This window comes from Leucobacter faecis (assembly GCF_054456635.2).
Genome location: NZ_JBTJEP020000014.1, coordinates 25422 through 42922 on the forward strand (window position 1 = coordinate 25422; position 17501 = coordinate 42922).

Here is a 17501-nt window from a genome sequence, read left to right on the forward strand (position 1 = left end):
CACCAGCAATGGTGAAAAACACAACAGAAGAATCCGTAGTACCCGAGGGTACCGAGCTCGCCGTAACGTCAGGCTCGACCCTGGAAGCGGCGCAAGGTGCAACACCCGAAGAAGGGGCAGTGGCTACGGCCGAGACTCGCGCAGAGTCCTCGTCAGAAGCAAAGTCAGAAGCAAAGTCAGAGGCGCAGCCACTGGCCGTGATGACACCAGAGGAACGCTTCCGCGCGACGACGAAGCTCATCTTCTTGGCGCCCGATGTGCCCCCGATCCCGCCGCGGCCTCGCCGAAGCGAGATCTTCCGCAGCGATGCGCACCGTGCAGAGTCGCACCGTGCAGAGTCGCACCGTGCAGATTCGCACGAGTCACGTCGCGGCGACAGCCGCAGGGGTGACGGGTACCGGGGGGACACCTTCCGCGGTGACTCGTTCCGCAGCGAAACCTACCGCCGCGATACACGCGGTGACAGCCACGCGAGCGACTTCCGTCAGCTGGACGAGCTGCTCGACGACCACGCCCCTCACGATCGTGATGGCCACGGCTCATACGACACTGATGGCGAGCGATCCGGATCGCGCCGCACGCGCCGCCGCGATATCGATGATGACGCGCCGCGCCGCGAGCGTCGCCAGGCCCCGGTCGTGACCGAACCGCAAAAGGTGCGCGGGTCAACCCGTCTCGAGGCGAAGAAGCAGCGTCGCCGGGATGGCCGCGACGCGGGTCGCCGCCGCAGCGTGATCACCGAATCAGAATTTCTGGCTCGCCGCGAAGCAGTTGACCGTGAGATGATCGTGCGCACGACGGCCGATCGCGTGCAGATTGGCGTGCTCGAAGATAAGGTGCTCGTCGAACACTACGTCGCACGCTCGAGTGAGAGCTCGTTGATCGGTAACGTGTACCTGGGGCGCGTGCAGAACGTGCTGCCCAGCATGGAAGCCGCATTCGTTGATATCGGTCGCGGCCGCAACGCCGTGCTCTACTCAGGCGAGGTTGACTGGTCAGAGTTCGAGGGTGGCAACACAGCTCGCAAGATCGAGAACGCTCTCAAGCCCGGCGATCAGGTGCTCGTTCAGGTGACGAAGGATCCGGTAGGGCACAAGGGAGCCCGCCTCACCAGCCAGATCTCACTCCCCGGCCGCTTCTTGGTCTACGTGCCGGGCGGCGCGATGAACGGCATTTCACGCAAGCTGCCCGACACCGAGCGTGCGCGTTTGAAGAAGATCCTCAAGGAGGTGCTGCCCGGCGGCGCAGGAGTCATTGTGCGCACCGCCGCTGAGGGAGCCACCGAAGAGCAGCTGACGCACGACGTTGAGCGTTTGACGCGCCAGTGGGAGTCGATCCAGCAGCGCGTCGCGAAGGGTGGCGGCCCCGTCTTGCTGCACGCTGAACCCGATGTGCTCATCAAGATCGTGCGTGACGTCTTCAACGAGGATTTCCACCGCATGCGTATCTCGGGCGACGACACCTACACCGTGATTGAGAACTATCTCGGTCAGGTGGCGCCAGACCTGCTGCTGCGGGTTGAGAAGTTCGAGAGTGAACGCGACATCTTTGATGAGTATCGCGTGACCGAGCAGATCGCTAAGGCACTCGACCGCAAGGTCTGGCTGCCGTCGGGTGGATCTCTCGTGATCGACCGTACCGAGGCGATGACGGTCATCGATGTCAACACGGGCAAGTTTGTGGGCTCGGGGGGCAACCTCGAAGAGACCGTCACGAAGAACAACCTTGAGTCTGCCGAAGAAATCGTGCGCCAGCTGCGCCTGCGCGATATTGGCGGCATCATCGTGATCGACTTCATTGACATGGTGCTTGAGTCGAACCGAGACCTGGTGTTGCGTCGTCTCGTGGAGTGCCTGAGCCGCGACCGCACCAAGCATCAGGTGGCCGAGGTGACCTCGCTTGGCCTCGTGCAGATGACGCGTAAGAAGCTGGGTCTCGGGCTACTCGAATCGTTCAGCGAGGCGTGTGAGACCTGCGCGGGGCGCGGTGTGATCGTGCAGCACGATCCCGTGAGCAGGCATCGCAGCGAGGGGAACCCGCGCAACGCGAAGCGTGGGCGGGGCAATCAGCAGCACCAGTCACACCAGTCACACCAGGCTCAGCAGCACCCCGAGGCCAAGGCGCAGACTCACGCGATTACCGACGGTGCCAAGAATATGCTCGCGCAGGTGGCAGCATCGACGCTACCGGTCAAGCATGAGGACACGGCAGAGTCAGTTGCAGCGCAGCTCGCCGCCGCCGTCGATGCGGCAGCGGCGCGCAAAAATGGTGGCGCGGCAAGCGGCGCAAAATCTGCACCGGATTCGCCCAAGGCCAGCTCCGGTGTGACCGGGCGTGTGCGTTCGCGCCAGGCGACCCAGGAGTCCACGCCGCAGCAGGACGAGGCGAAGCCAGTGTCGACAAGGCCAGAGCCGGTTAAATCGGAGCCAGTGAAGTCCGAACCTGTGGCTGCGAATTTGCTGGACTCGGTGCTCTCGGCGCTACCCGACGCGCCAGCCGCGGGTCAGGGGCGTGCGCGTCGACGGGTTTCGACCGGCCAGACCCAGGGCGGTACTGTAGCAGCACCTTCGCAGTCTGCTGCGCCTGAGGCGGCCACTGATCCGGCGCAGGCGGCGAAGCTCGCTCTCGCTGAAGCGCTCGATGCGACCGCCAAGCGACGTGACGCGGATCGCGAATAAATCGCGCGTCGCATTTGACCTGAGGCTTCGGCCTGGGATAATATTGACCGTTGGTGCCACCCTTTTCTGGGCGGTAGACAGACTTCGAGCGCGACACGGTCGTGACTCGGTATGTATGACAAACCTTAAGAAGAGGGTGTGAAGTGGTTTACGCAGTAGTGCGCGCAAGCGGCCGGCAGGAGAAGGTCGAGGTTGGCTCGATCATCACGGTGAATCGTGTTCAGGGTGATGACAACGGCAAGCTCGAGCTTCCCGCTGTTCTGCTCGTTGATGGCGACAAGGTGACGACCGATGCGGCTGAGCTCGCCAAGGTGACGGTCACCGCTGAGGTGCTCAACGACCTTCGTGGTCCGAAGATCATCATCCAGCGTTACAAGAACAAGACCGGTTACAAGCGCCGCCAGGGCCACCGTCAGGACCTGACGCGCCTCAAGGTTACCGGCATCAAGTAAGCGCTTTCGCGCTACTACTAAAGGAGTAGAGACTCATGGCATCCAAGAAGGGCGTCGGCTCAAGCAAGAACGGCCGCGACTCAAACGCACAGCGCCTCGGCGTGAAGCGCTTCGGCGGACAGGAAGTCAACGCGGGCGAGATTATCGTTCGTCAGCGTGGCACGCGCTTCCACCCCGGCGCGAACGTCGGCCGTGGCAAGGACGACACGCTGTTCGCACTCGCTGCGGGCGCGGTTGAGTTTGGTGCGAAGGGCGGCCGCAAGGTCGTCAACATCGTGACGGCCGCCTAACCACATTAGGCAACTCACGGCGAGGCGGGCTTCGGCTCGCCTTTTGCCGTATATAGCGAGGGAATTTCAGCATGGTAACGTTCGTGGACCGGGTCCAGCTCTTTTTGCAAGCGGGGCGCGGTGGCAATGGCTGCGTCTCGATTCACCGCGAGAAGTTTAAGCCAATGGCCGGGCCTGACGGCGGAGCGGGCGGGCACGGCGGCGATATCGTGCTGCTCGCAGACCCGCAGGTCACGACCCTGTTGGAGTACCACCGCCGCCCCCACATCGCCGCGAAGAACGGTGGCTACGGCGCCGGCGACTGGCGGTCGGGCGAAAACGGCGGCGAACTCGTGCTCCCGGTGCCCGTCGGCACCGTGGTGAAAGATGCGGCGGGGGAGACTCTGATCGACTTCACCGAGCCGGGTATGCGGTACGTCGCGGCCAGGGGCGGCATCGGTGGTCTCGGCAACATGGACCTCGCGAGCCCAAAGCGCAAGGCCCCCGGCTTCGCACTGCTCGGTACCGCGGGCTGGGCGGGTGAAGTTACCCTCGAGCTCAAGACAATCGCTGATGTCGCCTTCGTTGGCTACCCCTCAGCGGGTAAGTCGAGCCTGATCGCTGCCATGAGCGCCGCGAAGCCCAAGATTGCCGACTACCCGTTCACGACGCTGCACCCCAACCTTGGGGTCGTTCAGGCGGGCGAGTACCGTTACACCGTCGCCGATGTGCCCGGTCTCATCGAGGGCGCGAGCGAGGGGCGTGGCCTCGGCCTCGACTTCTTGCGCCACGTCGAACGCTGCAGCGCGCTGCTGCACGTGCTCGACTGCGCAACCCTCGAGCCCGGGCGCGACCCGCTCTCAGACCTCGACGTGATTCTGGCAGAACTCGGCGCCTACGAAGTGCCCGAGGGGCAGATCCCTCTCCTGGAGCGCCCCCAGCTCATCGCGCTCAATAAGATCGATGTGCCCGAAGCGCGTGATCTCGCCGAGATGGTGCGCCCCGATCTCGAGGCGCGCGGCTACCGCGTATTCGAAATCTCAACGGCCTCGCACGAGGGCTTGCGTGAACTTGGGTACGCGCTCGGTGCACTCGTCGAGACCGAGCTGAAGTCTCGCGAGGAAACCGTCGCGCCACAGCCCCGCATCGTGCTTACGCCAAAGCCCGTCGACCGTGCCGACTTCCGCGTAAAGACAGAGGGCGGCAGCTACGGCACCATCTACCGTATTCTCGGCGAAAAGCCCGAGCGCTGGGTCGAGCAGACCGACTTCACGAACGATGAGGCCATCGGCTATCTCGCTGACCGGCTCCAGAAGATCGGCATTGAAGACGGGCTGGTCAAGGCCGGTGCAGTGGCTGGCTCAACCGTCGTCATCGGCCCTGGTAAGGGCGTTATTTTCGATTGGGAGCCGACGCTCACGAGTGCCGCCGAGGTGCAGGTTGGTGTGCGCGGCACCGACGAACGCATCGACGGTGGGGCAACGAGACGCACCAACAAGGAGCGCCGCGCCGACTACCAAACCCTCATGGATGCAAAGACTGAGGCGCGTGCACAGCTGGAGCGTGAGCGCGAATCCGGAATGTGGGGTACTGACGAGTGAGCACGGGGGAGAAGCTGCTCGCGGCCCGCAGAGTCGTCGTAAAGGTCGGCTCATCGTCGGTAAGCGGTGACAACGCCGGCAACATTCCTCGGTTGGTGGCTTCGCTCGCGAAGCTGCACGCGGCCGGCGCCGAAGTGATGCTGGTGTCGAGCGGCGCGATCGCGACGGGTGTGCCATTTCTGAACCTCGATGAGCGGCCCGACGACCTCGCGACGCAACAAGCGGCTGCCGCCGTCGGCCAGAATATCCTGGTGAACCGCTACCAGCGCGCGCTCACCACCCACGAGATCGTCGCAGGTCAGGTGCTGCTCACCGCGCAGGACTTTGAAAACCCCACTCACAGGGGCAACGCTCGGCGTTCGCTCGAACGGTTGTTGCAGCTGGGCATCCTGCCGATAATCAACGAGAACGATACGGTCGCAACCCACGAGATCCGGTTTGGCGACAACGATAGGCTCGCGGCCCTGGTCGCGCGCCTCTTGTGCGCCGATCAGCTGGTGCTCCTGTCTGACGTCGACGCACTCTACACGGCACCCCCGAACATCGTGGGGGCGAAGCGTGTTGCCCACGTACCCTACGGCGATCCCCTCGCCGGCATCACGATCGGTGAGAGCCAGTCGGGGTGGGGTACGGGCGGTGCGTCTACCAAGGTGCAGGCCGCCCAGCTCGCCACCGAGGCTGGCGCCGCAGTGCTGTTGACAGAGACGAGTTTGCTCGGCGCAGTGCTCGACGGCGGCGATCACGGAACCGTGTTTGACGCGGCCCCTGGGGCATACGCGCCCGGGGCGTAATTTTCAACACCAACGCGCGCCCGCTTAAGAGTTGACGGGGCGCGAGATAGGCTGACCTCATGTCAAGTGATGATCGGTTTGTGACCACCCTCGAACGAGCGCGTACCGCCGCGAAGTCGCTGGCGACGGTCTCGACGGCTGCGAAGAATCGCGCGCTCGCTTCGATCGCCGATGCGTTGATCGAGCACATCGATGAAATTGTTGCCGCGAACCTCATCGACCTCGCTCGGGGTGAAGAGCAGCAGATCGGCGAGGGGCTTCTCGACCGGCTGCGGCTCGATGCCGGTCGCATCACGGCCCTCAGTGATGCGGTCCGCGAGATCATCGGTTTGCCCGATCCGGTTGGCCAGGTGGTGCGCGGCGGCACGCTCGAAAATGGCGTCGCCATTAGTCAGGTGCGTGTGCCGTTTGGAGTTGTGGGGGCGATCTACGAAGCGCGCCCCAACGTCACGGTCGACATCGCAGCGATCGCGCTCAAGAGCGGCAATGGCGCGGTGCTGCGCGGAGGGAGCGCGGCCGAACACACGAACCGCGTGCTCGTGCGCGTGATCCAGGCCGCTATTTCACGCACCGGCCTCGAGGGCGATGCGATTCAGACGATCGATGAGTTTGGGCGCGAGGGCGCCGCCAGGCTCATGCGCGCACGCGGCTACGTCGATGTATTGATCCCGCGCGGTAGCGCAGGCCTCATCTCTACTGTCGTGCAGGAGTCGACGGTGCCCGTCATCGAGACCGGATCGGGACTCGTGCACGTCTACGTCGACGAGTCCGCAGACGCTGAGATGGCTGTCTCGATCGTGAAGAACGCAAAGACACACCGGCCCAGCGTGTGTAACGCTGCAGAAACCCTGCTCGTGCACAGGGGCGCCGCGGGTCGCGTGCTCCCGCAGATCATCGCGTCGCTGCGTGACGCGGGCGTGAGCATCGAAGCCGATGCCAGGTCTCTCGCGCTCGCGGGCGGCGCGCCCGGCGAGGCAGCTTCTGCGCCTCGATCCGGATCTATCCAAGCTGCGACGGAAGCCACCTGGGTGACCGAGCATCACGCGCTCGAAATGGGCGTCAAGATTGTCGATTCAATCGACGAAGCGATCGCGCACATTGATCGCTACTCGACGCGGCACACCGACGCGATCGTCACGGGCGATTACCGCAACGCTGAGCGGTTCCTCGCCGAGGTGGACTCGGCCGTCGTGATGGTGAATGCCTCGACGCGTTTCACTGACGGTGGGGAGTTCGGGTTCGGCGCTGAGGTAGGAATCTCCACGCAGAAACTCCACGCGCGCGGCCCCATGGGGCTGCAAGAACTCACGAGCACTAAGTGGCTCGTGCGCGGTGCGGGCCAGATTCGCTAACCAAACCCGGTAGACTTATTTTCGATTATCCAATTCGCCATGAATGCAGAGGTCTCAATGTCTGTTCTCGCCACGCTAGCTCTTGCAGCTGAAGAGGGAGGGCACGTTCTTAACGAACTGCCGATGCCCGCAATCATGTACGGCGTGATCGTCTTTTCGCTGTTCCTGGTGATTGCCGCCGTGACGTTCTCGTTCCGTGATGTTGCTAACCGTCACTCAGCTAAGGCTGAGGCGTACGCGCGTGACCACGGCACCGATCACGTAAAGCACTAATCAGGTACGGCAACCGGTGAGTACGCGGCGACGAATAGGGGTGATGGGCGGAACATTTGATCCGATCCATAACGGACACCTCGTCGCCGCCAGTGAGGTGGCACAGAGCTTCGACCTCGACGAGGTCGTCTTTGTGCCCACCGGTCGCCCGTGGCAGAAGAACAAAGTTTCACCGAGTGAGCACCGGTACCTCATGACGGTGATCGCGACCGCGTCGAACCCCAGGTTCACAGTGAGTCGCGTTGATATCGACCGCGATGGTGCGACCTACACCGTAGACACCCTGCGCGACCTGCGCGCAAAGTGGCCCGACGCCGAGATGTTCTTCATCTCGGGCGCCGACGCCGTTGAGCAGATCGTAAGCTGGAAAGACGTCGAACGGCTGTGGGATCTCGCTCATTTTATTGCGGTATCTCGCCCCGGCCACGAGCTGTCACTGTCGGGGCTGTCGGGGAAGCACGTAAGCTTGTTGGAAGTCCCCGCACTGGCGATATCATCGACCGATTGTCGGGCGCGAGTAGGCCGGGGTGACCCGGTGTGGTACTTGGTGCCTGATGGCGTCGTGCAATACATCGCCAAGTACGGCCTGTACACCGAGGGAGCGACGGAATATGAGTGAGAATGAAGAGCAGGCGCCGCTGACGCGTCGAGAACGACGGCTGCGTGAGCAAGCCGAAACTGGTGCGCTCAACCTCTCAGAATTGTCGGCAGAGAAAGCGGCCGCCGAAGCGGGCGCAGTTTCTGAGTCGCCCGCGGCCCCCGCCGCTCCGCTGGCTACATCGGGTCCCGACGACATCGAGATTTCGCCCGTAAATGCCGACGGTACGCCGCGCAGCAGGCGCGAGATCCGTATGCTGCGTGAGCAGGCACTCGCGGCACGTGAAGCCACGCAGGCGGCGGCAGCACCTGCTGAGCCCGAGGCTGCTGAGCCCGAGGCTGCTGAGCCTGAAGTTGCTGAGCCCGAGGCTGCTGAGCCTGAAGTTGTTGAGCCCGAGGCTGCTGAGCCTGAAGTGGCTGAGGCCGCTGAGCCCGAGGCCTCTGATGTGGATGTGCCAGTCGCGGCGACGCCCGCGCAAGATTTTGACTCCCTGATTTCGCCGCCCACCGAGCCCTTCACCGTCGAAGAGCTGCGCGCGGCAGAAACCGCAGGCGCGTCGGAGCCCGAGCCAGACACGAGCAGCGAGGCTGCACCGGTGCCTGCTCCTGAGCCCAAAGCGAAGCGAAAGTTCTGGAAAAAGGGCAAGGAGCCCGCCGCGTCAGAAACGCCCGCGGAGCCCGTGACCCCTGTGGTACCCGTGGCCACAGAAACTCCTGCTGAACCTGAGTCGGCCCTGCCTGCGGTCGAGCCCAAGCTCGCGGCCGAGCCCGAGGCGGTTGCTCCCACCGAGCCCGAGGCGGTCGCTCCCGCCGCGCCCGAGCCGGCCCTGCCTGAGCCTGTGGCGGTCGAGCCGGAACCGGCTGCGGCTCAGCCCGAGGGTCCCTCGACTCCCGAAGCAGACGCAGCGGAGCCTGAGGCGCCCAAGCAGACGAAAGAGTCATACTCCTTTCCCGACATCACCCCGCCCGAAGAATGGCGCTCGGTGTTTGACGATCCGGCAACCCGCAACATGCCCGCGCAGTCTGAGGAATCGCAGGGCGACTTTGATGACCTGATCTCGCGTGCCGTGGCACAAGAGGGGTCCACGAACGGCACTTCGGCGCTGATCCTGCCCTCCATGCCTGAGGACACGGGGGGGCTGACCGGGCCGCTCGGTGCGACGGGCGAGCTGTATGTCACAGGGTCCATGCGGCTTCCGAAATCGCTCGGCGAGACCGGCGGCCACGTGCCGCTCCACGAGTCGGCCGAGATTGATCCCATCACGGGCGCCGTGGCAGAGGACGAGCACGGCACGATGGCCGGCCCGGCTCCCGTGTCGGCGCGGCACGCGGTGAGCGCACGCGTCGTCTCAGGTGTGCCCGCGGTCGCCAAACCCACACGCGAGAAGAGTAAACTTCCGCTTGTGCTCGGCGTCACCGGCGGCGGCCTGCTCGTTGTGGTGGTCGGTGTGGGCGTCTGGGGCGCCATGAACGGTTTCTTTGGCTAAACGCCACTCTTAAGCACAATATTGGAGAACACCCTGAACCTCGAACCAAACCACAGCCAGCAGGTGCGCGACGCGCTAGGCGTCGCTCTGCGCGCAGCCGACTCAAAGGGCGCGACAGAGGCGGTCGCCCTCGACGTGGCCGAGCACTTTGGTCTCGCCGACGTATTTCTTGTGCTCTCGGGCAGCGTCGAACGCAACGTCCAGGCGATCTCAGACGAGATCGAAGACGAGATGAACGCAGCCGGCATTCGCACGGTGCGTCGCGAGGGCCGCGGCACGGGCCGCTGGGTGCTGCTCGATTTCGGCGACATCATCGTGCACGTCTTCCACCGCGAAGAGCGTGATTTCTACCAGCTCGAGCGCCTCTGGCAAGACTGCCCGGTCATTGAGACCGAAAGCCTGCTCGGCGAGAAGTAACGCCGAAGTAAAGAAAAACGCGCGGTGCCCGGTCAAGGGCATCGCGCGTTTTTCGTGGCGCTAGGCGGGTAAGCCCACCTTCGGCTTCGCCCATGAGCGTCCCTCGGCGTCTTTCAGAATGTCGTACTCAACATCGACGTGCGGCTCGATGGCGCTGTACTTGTCGTTGGGGGCGCCCACGACCAGCTGAAACCCGAGCCCACGCCACGCGCCAATCGCGCGCTTGGTAAAGTGCGCATCGGCCTTAATCAGTGCCTCATCGAGAAACACGGGCGCGTACCGGGGTCGCTCGGCGCCCGCGTCACCGAGCTGGTAGCGCAGGGCAGCGCCCACGATAAACGCGATGAGCTCTTGCGACTCGCCGCCCGACTTCTCGCCGATGTGATCGTACAGCGCCGCGTGAGCGCCCGTCACAGCGTGCACCTTCTCTGCGCTGACACGCACGTGATTACGCACATCGATGAGCTCGCCGAAGTCTGGTGAGCTGCGCCGGATCCGCCCGATGAGTCGCTCCATACGGCCGTAGGCGCGCTCGCGCTCGCCCTCGTTCTCGGCGTCGGTGATGAGCGCACGTACGTCGCGCAGTTCGCGGCGAAACCGCCTGCGGGCGTCGCTCTGGTGCTCGCGCGGCGTGATCTGCAGCCGGTGTTCGTCGTCATAGAACGGCAGATCTCGCATGATCTGGTTGATCGGTTCGATCCGGTCACGAATCTCGCGCAGGGCCCGCCCCAGCGCCGAGTCGAGGCTCGTGAGGTCGTTGCCCGACAGGCTCAGCAGGCTGTCCTTCCATTCACCCTCGAGCTCGTGGAGCCCGCTCGCTTCGAGCTCTACGAGGATGCGTTCGAAATCGGGGAGCGACGTGTCGGGGTCAGCCCGCAGGTTGGGGTTGGGCCACTGTTCGAGGAACCGCTCGAGCGTGCGCCGCAGCTGGTGCCGCTGCTCTTCGAGGGCCTGCTGGGCGGTGCTGCGATCGTCGCGCAGCTGCCTGGCAGCGGTGTCGAGCGTCGCATCGAAGCGGGTGAGCAGTGCCCGGCCAGCGGTGGCCCGGCCTGAGCTCGAGGGAGCAGCGCCGAAGCGATCGCTGAGGTACTCGGCCTGCGCGCTCGTGAGCGCGCGATCCGCGTCTGCGGCAGCGTCAACGAGGCTCTGAGCGAGGTCGACCTCGTCGGTGATCTCGGCCCACTGAGCCCCCACGCGTTCTTGCTCGCCCTGGGCGCGGCCGATGGCCTGCTGTAGCTTCGAGACTTTACGCTTTGCGCTCGCGATCTGCTGCTGCAGCCCGGTGATCTCGTCGTTACCGGCGGCGGCATCGGCGATGATGGCAGCCCAGCGCGTGCGCTCGGCCTCCACGGCAGGCTCGTCGATGTCGTCCCACACGACCTCGACGATTTTCGTGAGCGCCGCGTGGCGGGCGTCGAGCGAGTCAAGTGCCTGCGCTGCCTCACGTTCCTGGGTGACTGCTTCGGCCTGCTGTTCGCGCGCCGACAAAATCTCGTGGGTGAGCGCTTCGATCCGGCGCTGGTTTGAGAAGCCAAGCACGCTACCCTGACCTGGGCCACCGTGCGACCCGCGGCGCCCGCGCGTCGCCTGACCCGTGAGCGTGAGGGCCTGCGTGTGCCGCCCGAGCTCGCTCGCGTCAGTGACGCACACGAACCCAAACTGCTCGGTGAGCCGGCCCTGCAGCCAACCGGTGAACGGTGAGTCGCGGTAATCGAGCCTGCCGGGCAGCGTGACGGGGTCGAACCGTGACACGCGGGGCCCACCTGCGGGAACACCCTCGTAGCGCACGCGCACGCGTGTGCGTACGTCGTTGATGGCGGCGCGAAAACCCGCCACGTGCTGCTCGTCGACCAGAATCGTGGTGGCGAATCCGCCCAGAGCGAGACCGAAGGCGTCGCGCCACGGCTCGTACTCGGCGCGCACCTCAATGAGCTCACCCACAAACGGGAGCTCGCTGCTTGCGATACCCGCGGCTTCGGCGAGCATGGCGCGAGCCTCGTGCAGGGCGGGTGGAATGTTATCGTTGCGGGCCTGCACCGCGGTGAGGTCCGCTTCAAGCTGCTCAACGCGGGTCACGGACTCTCGTGCCCGAGCGCGCGCCTCAGCGTACGAGTCGCGTGCGCTCGCTTTCTCTTCGCCGTGCGCGAGCTCAGTGCGTGCGCGCCCCACCAGCTTGTCGAACGAAGCGCGGGTGAGCGCTTGCTCGCCCACGCTGTCGCACAGCGCCTGAAAGCGCACGCGCGCCTGCTGCACCGCGGCGAGTTTGCGTTCAACCTCGCGCAACTCACGCTCGGCGGTCTCGAGGCGTTCGCCGCCCGCGCCGCGCAGCACCTCGGCGAGGCCGTCGCGTTCCGCCTCGGCTGCCGCGGCGCTCGCCTGCTGCTCACGCACCGCGGCATCGGCTGCGGCTTTCTCTTGCTGCAGCTCGGCCTCGGCGCTGCGCAGCAGCCCGAGGCGATGATCGGCGCGCCACAGGCTCGCGAGCGACTCAGGGTCGCTCAGCTGGCCGACCTCATCGAGGATCCTGAGCCGGTCAATCGCCTCGTCAATGCGGGCTCGCATACCCCGGATCGGCCGTAGCGCGTTCACCTGGCGCTGAGCGGTCACCATGCGCGCGCGAGTGCCCTCGAGTTCGTCGAAGTGGGCGACTACGGCGTCGGCGGCCGCGAGCGTCTCGGGCTCCTCGAGCACCATGCGTTTGTACAGTTCGTCGACCGTGGTGATTTGCTGCCCGGCCTGAATGCGGGCGAGCAGGCTCATCGCTTTCGCTCCTGCGCCCGCCGCACCGATGCCCAGCACCGCGTGCAACTTCGCCGTGAACTCACGATCGGTCGCATACGTTTCAAGCCCGGTCGCACGCACGCGGGCATCGGTCAGCCGCTGGGCTGCGGCCGGCGCAAGGTCTTGCAGGCTAAACGCGCCGTCGATGCTCGCGCGGACGCGCACGGTGTCTTCGACGACGCGTGCGCCCGCGGGAATGTACCAGGCGCGCACGGCGGTGAACTGCGAGCCGTCGTGATCGCTCCACGTCATCGCGATCGCCGTCCACGTATCGCTGTTGTCGCCGCGCAAGACGCGCACCAGCGTGCCCTGTTCGGTGCGCGACTCGTCAATCTTGCCGCGACCGTACGAGAGAATATTGCGCTGGTCTTCGCCGCGCGGCCGGCCCGTGACACCGCCGTTCGATGCGCCGTTGAACGGCGTCGTGTGTGGCATCATGAGCGCAATGTAGGCGTCCATCAGCGTGGACTTGCCCGAGCCGGAGCCGCCACACAACAGCGTCGCGCCGGGCGAGAAACGTACGCGGTGCACGCCGTCGTAACCGCCCCAGTTGACGAGCTGCAACTCGTGGGCAACCCACTGCTGGCCGCGAGAGGCGGCGGGGATCAAACCGAAGAGCGTATCGAGCATGGTCACAGTGCGAGGTCTCCTCGGTCATCGGAAGTGGCAGCGGGCGGCGGTGTTTGGCTGGACTGCTCAGCTTGCTGGCGTAGCCAGTCGCTCAGTTCGCGCAGGCGGTCGGCGCTGAGCACGATTTCAACGAGTGAGCTCACCAGGTACCGGCCCTCTGACTCCTCGGCGATGATGCCCTCCTGCCGCAACCGCGCGAGCGCCGCGCGCACGGCTTTCTGTCGCCGAGCGATGTCACCGTCGGCGGCGGTGAAGTAGGTGAGCACCGTCTGCTCGATCTCTTCGACGTCGACGCGCACCGACGCCTCGCCCGCTACCGACTCACGCTGGTATACGGTGCGCAGGTACACGAGCACGAGGGTTTCTGCGCGTGTGTATGCTTCGTCGCGCAGCAAGATGGGCACGTCGAGCCCTTCTGAGCGCACCTGCTGCTTGTATGCCACGCCGCGGGCAGGGTCGACGACGAGTCGCACAAACAGGTCGTGCATGCGTGACTCGATCACCTGCTGGTGCTCGAGTAGCACGGCCCAGTCTTCGCTGTGACGATCTGCGAGCAGAAACCGGCGCTGCAAGAGGCGCACAAGCACGCGCCGCACCGCGGGTTCGAGCGCGCCGCGGTCGCCCGCAAACACCTGATCCGGATCATGCTCCATCGACACGGGCGCGACAAACGGCGTTTCGGTCGGCGTTTCGGTCGGCGTGGTGGTCTCAAGCATCGAAGGTGCCCTCCTGAGGGTCGGCGTGCTGCGGGCTGGCGCTCGCCTGCACGCTCACAAACGCGAACTTGCGGGTGGTGCCGTCTGGGCGTTCGGCGGTGACGACCGAGATCTCGTCGCGCTCGACCATGCCGCCCTCGTGCACGATCTCGAGCAGCCCGAGCAGATCGACCGGGCGGCGTGTGCCCGCCGAGTCGAAGGCGCCCGCAAGGTCGAATGAGCCGCCGAGGCCCGAGACGTGCGCTTCGAGCTCGGGGTAGGCCGGGCCGCCCCATTCGCGCGCGTCGTCAGCGTGCACGCTCACCTGGTCGGTGACCTCCTCGGCGACGATGAGCGGCTCGGGGGCGCGCGGCGGCCGCGGGTCGCTGAGCGTCTGCCGCAGGTGGCCGATGTGGGCGGTGGGGAAGTGGCCGAGGGGGGTGACGCGATCGCCGGGTTTCGACACGCGCATCCACGTTTGCAGCCCCGACATGACACCGCGCAGCAGGTCGTCGACCTCGCGGTCGCGGGCGGGGTCGTGCGTGCGCACCTGGGCGGTGATCACGTGTGAGGCGCGGCGCTGGGCGGTCAGCACCTCTTGCACGCCCTGCTCGACGCGCTTCGCGATGGCACTGAGTTCTTCACGCTGGGCGGCGTCAAGCAGCCGCGCAAACGGCTTCGCCAGCAGGTCGTGTACCTGATCGGTGAGCTCATCGATGTGTTCGGGGTCACCGATCAACCGCAGCGCGCCAGAGAACGCCCGCCCCTCAGGGGTGGCCTGCATCACGTGCTGCCCGCGGTGCAGGTACTCGCGTAGAACTTCGCCGGCGGGGCGCACATCGCGGCGCAGATCGGCGACGACGTCGCGCTGCATCGCGCCGATCGACTCGGCGACGCGCGAGAAATCGGCGGGCAGTTCGCGGGCGAGGTGCAGCACGTTCTCGGCTTCTTCGAGCAGCAGCTCGTCGTCGGCGTCCTCGACCTCGCCCGCGCGCAAGCGCTCCATTTCGGCCTCGATTTCAGCGCGCTGGGCGGCGAGGTGCGCAAGGCGTAGATCCGGATCGGTCTCTGCGTGCTGTGCGAGCTGATCGACCGAGTCGAGCAGGGTGCGCACGCGCGAGCGCGAGACCCGCCCGCCGCCGGCGCGGCCAGCGATCTCGAGCGCGCCGACGGCCTGCGCCGAGAGCCGATACACCTCGGTTCCCTCTTCGATCTGCGGCACGATCCAGCCGACGCGCACCCAGTAGCGGCAGACCTCGCGGCCGCCGCCGGTGGGAAGCCCGGGCCCCTGCTCTGCGACACCCGCGGTGCGCAGTTCGTCGATGATCTCGCCGACCTCGACGTGCGCGTCGGCGACGGCGACGGCCGTGCGATCGGCCGTGAACACGAGTGACAGCGCGGCGACCACGAACGGCGCAAAGCGGCCGTGCAACAGATCGAGGGTGGGGTTCTTGAATGCGGCGGTGGCTCGCTGATAGGCGGCTTGGGCACGCACGCAGGGCTCCTCACTGGTGAAACGGAAACAAAAAACTCCCGGTTGCGGGCAAAAGCTTGAGCAACCGGGAGTTGATGGTGGATCTGAGGGGATTCGAACCCCTGACCCCCTGCATGCCATGCAGGTGCGCTACCAACTGCGCCACAGACCCGTAGAAGTCGAAGGAATGCTCCCGCGACAACTCCTTTACTGTACACCAGGGCGGGGTGTTTCGAGCAAATCGGCGCGCGCAGCGGCGGGTTCCCGGGCGCGCCGCGTCACTCTTCGATGTAGCGGGAGTGGGCGCCGAGGCGCAGCCGCGGTGCGGAGAGGTTTTCGGCGGCTATGCGTGAGTTTTCGACACCTCTGACATTGCCGACGAGCTTGTCTGTGCCGGTGAGACCGACCACTTCAGACTTGGTGGCGCGCTCGAACGCGTGCCGCTTGTTGGTGTTGCGGTAGCACAGATAGTAGAACACGTAGAAACCGATGCCCGCGGCGGGCCCGAGAAGCCACAGGCCCTCGCCGTCACTTTCGGACGACCAGAGCAGCGACGTGGTTATCGCAGCGGCGCCAAAGTCGATCATCATGGCTTTGCTCCTGTTCTCAAATGGATCACGCGAAGATGCCCGCGATGGCGCCGAGGATCGTGCCGACCACGCCGATCGCGACCGAAATGCCAATCAGTCGACCCTGGCGAATGGGCACGCTACCCATGGTTTCGCCGGTGCGACCGTTGACCGCCACGTAGTGCACAAGACCCTGCCCGGCCTCGCCGCGCGGTTGATAGTAGCTGTAGAGCCACACCGGCAGGTACACAGACACCCAGCGGGTGCCGTGCACCGTGAGTGTTTCGCTGTCCCAGCGCACGCCGCGGTCATACTTCTTTGTGGTTTCGCTGGCCCGCACGCGGGCGATCGACATGGCGGCATCTGCGGCGCGCGGCACAATCGCGTCGATATCGAGGTTGCGCTTTTCTGAGGTGAAGCCGCGCAGATAGTTCGCGTTGTACGCCACGGTGGCCGCGGTATCAAAGGGCTGAATCGCGTTGATCACGTTGTTGGTGTTGCGAAACATGGTCATGTCTGCACGCTCGGCCGATGACTCGAGCACGAGGTCGTCGACGTGGAGCTCGAAGCTGCGGCTCATGTTGTAGACGTCGGCGTCGTAGACTGTGACGCTATCGTCGTCGCTGCCGCGTGACACGGTGCGGCGACCGGTCTCGATTTCTGCCTGGCCGCTCAGCTCAGCGTGTGCGTTCGCGTCAACGATCAGATAGGGCAGGTAGACGCCCACGACCTCCGATGGCTCGAACTGGCGTACGAACGCGGGGTGAGCGAAGAACTTGCGGCTCTTCACGAACTTTGAGATGTTCTCGATCGCCTGCTCGCGGGTGACGCTAAACGGCAGCACGCCATCTGGCACCGCACCATTAGGGAGCTGTTCGGTGGCGGAGAGGGTGTTGCGGCACCAGTGGCAGCGGGACTGCATCGCTTCACCCGTGTTGACGATCACCTCGGCGCCGCACGCACCGCACTTGAGCGTGAGCACGTCTTCGGCGTCTTCGGTGATGGCGCGGGCGCCCGTGCCGATGACGCGACCGCGCAGCTCGCCAATGGGGGAGTCAAGCCCAAACGCTTCCTCGATGTTTGCTTCGTGCCACTGGTGCCGGCAGAAGTGGCACGTGAGCATGCCCGTTTGGGCGCGCAGCGAGATCTCGGTGGCGCCGCAGCGCGGGCACTTGTCGAGCCCGTCGCGCTTGCCGGTCGAGGTGTCGACATAGGCGGGCCCTGCCGGTGGCTCAGCGGGACCAGCCGGTGGTGCCGCCGCGGGTGGCTGGGCTGGCTGTTGCGGGGCCGCAGACGGGGCTGGCGGCTGCTGCGGCGCGGCGGCTTGGGGCGGCTGCGCCCCGGCGGCTTGGGGCGGCTGCGCCGCATCGGCTTGCGGTGTCGGCACCGGCGCCTCGGGCGCCGGGCCTGGCCAACCTGCGGTGTCGTTCATCTC

Annotated in this window: 15 protein-coding genes and 1 tRNA gene; 10 read left to right on the forward strand and 6 right to left on the reverse strand. The window is 65.6% G+C overall.

Annotated elements, in window-relative coordinates:
• Positions 1-8 precede the first annotated feature (8 nt).
• The 10 genes from ACXR2T_RS11230 to rsfS all read left to right on the forward strand — a co-directional run bounded on the left by ACXR2T_RS11230 (position 9) and on the right by rsfS (position 9917).
• Entirely contained in the window at positions 9-2678 is a 2670-nt protein-coding gene (locus tag ACXR2T_RS11230) for an Rne/Rng family ribonuclease (protein ID WP_458837632.1), read from the forward strand.
• 143 nt (positions 2679-2821) lie between these two features.
• Positions 2822-3130: a 50S ribosomal protein L21 gene (gene rplU, locus ACXR2T_RS11235; protein WP_458815265.1), complete on the forward strand. Its 309-nt coding sequence runs from the start codon at positions 2822-2824 to the stop codon at positions 3128-3130.
• 35 nt (positions 3131-3165) lie between these two features.
• A complete protein-coding gene (gene rpmA, locus ACXR2T_RS11240; protein WP_017794367.1) occupies positions 3166-3420 on the forward strand; it encodes a 50S ribosomal protein L27 in 255 nt (84 codons plus the stop codon).
• A 71-nt stretch (positions 3421-3491) separates the two neighbouring features.
• Positions 3492-5000 (forward strand): GTPase ObgE, encoded by a 1509-nt coding sequence (gene obgE, locus ACXR2T_RS11245; RefSeq protein WP_458815267.1) that lies wholly within the window; start codon positions 3492-3494, stop codon positions 4998-5000.
• The gene (proB, locus tag ACXR2T_RS11250; protein WP_458815269.1) at positions 4997-5791 is read left to right on the forward strand and encodes a glutamate 5-kinase; all 795 of its coding nucleotides are present in this window, start codon (positions 4997-4999) and stop codon (positions 5789-5791) included. Before obgE ends, proB begins: the two co-directional genes overlap by 4 nt.
• Before the next feature lie 59 nt (positions 5792-5850).
• Entirely contained in the window at positions 5851-7143 is a 1293-nt protein-coding gene (locus ACXR2T_RS11255) for a glutamate-5-semialdehyde dehydrogenase (RefSeq protein ID WP_458815271.1), read from the forward strand.
• Between the two features lie 39 nt (positions 7144-7182).
• Positions 7183-7416, forward strand: coding sequence for a hypothetical protein (locus ACXR2T_RS11260; protein WP_489945528.1), 234 nt, complete (start codon positions 7183-7185; stop codon positions 7414-7416).
• A gap of 16 nt (positions 7417-7432) precedes the next feature.
• The gene (gene nadD / locus ACXR2T_RS11265) at positions 7433-8035 is read left to right on the forward strand and encodes a nicotinate-nucleotide adenylyltransferase (RefSeq protein WP_458815275.1); all 603 of its coding nucleotides are present in this window, start codon (positions 7433-7435) and stop codon (positions 8033-8035) included.
• Positions 8028-9500: a hypothetical protein gene (locus tag ACXR2T_RS11270; RefSeq protein WP_458837634.1), complete on the forward strand. Its 1473-nt coding sequence runs from the start codon at positions 8028-8030 to the stop codon at positions 9498-9500. Before nadD ends, ACXR2T_RS11270 begins: the two co-directional genes overlap by 8 nt.
• Before the next feature lie 21 nt (positions 9501-9521).
• Complete coding sequence (rsfS, locus tag ACXR2T_RS11275; protein WP_458815279.1) at positions 9522-9917, forward strand: ribosome silencing factor; 396 nt, start codon at positions 9522-9524, stop codon at positions 9915-9917.
• 60 nt (positions 9918-9977) lie between these two features.
• Here rsfS and ACXR2T_RS11280 read toward each other — a convergent pair whose 3' ends face one another.
• The 6 genes from ACXR2T_RS11280 to ACXR2T_RS11305 all read right to left on the reverse strand — a co-directional run bounded on the left by ACXR2T_RS11280 (position 9978) and on the right by ACXR2T_RS11305 (position 17498).
• Positions 9978-13328: an ATP-binding protein gene (locus tag ACXR2T_RS11280; protein ID WP_489945530.1), complete on the reverse strand. Its 3351-nt coding sequence runs from the start codon at positions 13326-13328 to the stop codon at positions 9978-9980.
• Positions 13329-13330: 2 nt separating this feature from the next.
• On the reverse strand, positions 13331-14044 hold the full coding sequence (locus ACXR2T_RS11285) for a DUF4194 domain-containing protein (RefSeq protein ID WP_458837636.1): 714 nt from the start codon (positions 14042-14044) through the stop codon (positions 13331-13333).
• Positions 14037-15518, reverse strand: coding sequence for a DUF3375 domain-containing protein (locus tag ACXR2T_RS11290; RefSeq protein WP_458837637.1), 1482 nt, complete (start codon positions 15516-15518; stop codon positions 14037-14039). The genes ACXR2T_RS11285 and ACXR2T_RS11290 overlap by 8 nt, the downstream gene beginning before the upstream one ends.
• A gap of 75 nt (positions 15519-15593) precedes the next feature.
• Positions 15594-15669 (reverse strand) — tRNA-Ala (locus tag ACXR2T_RS11295).
• A 106-nt stretch (positions 15670-15775) separates the two neighbouring features.
• Positions 15776-16087 (reverse strand): hypothetical protein, encoded by a 312-nt coding sequence (locus tag ACXR2T_RS11300; RefSeq protein WP_458837638.1) that lies wholly within the window; start codon positions 16085-16087, stop codon positions 15776-15778.
• 25 nt (positions 16088-16112) lie between these two features.
• Entirely contained in the window at positions 16113-17498 is a 1386-nt protein-coding gene (locus ACXR2T_RS11305; RefSeq protein WP_458837640.1) for a TFIIB-type zinc ribbon-containing protein, read from the reverse strand.
• Between the last annotated feature and the right edge of the window lie 3 nt (positions 17499-17501).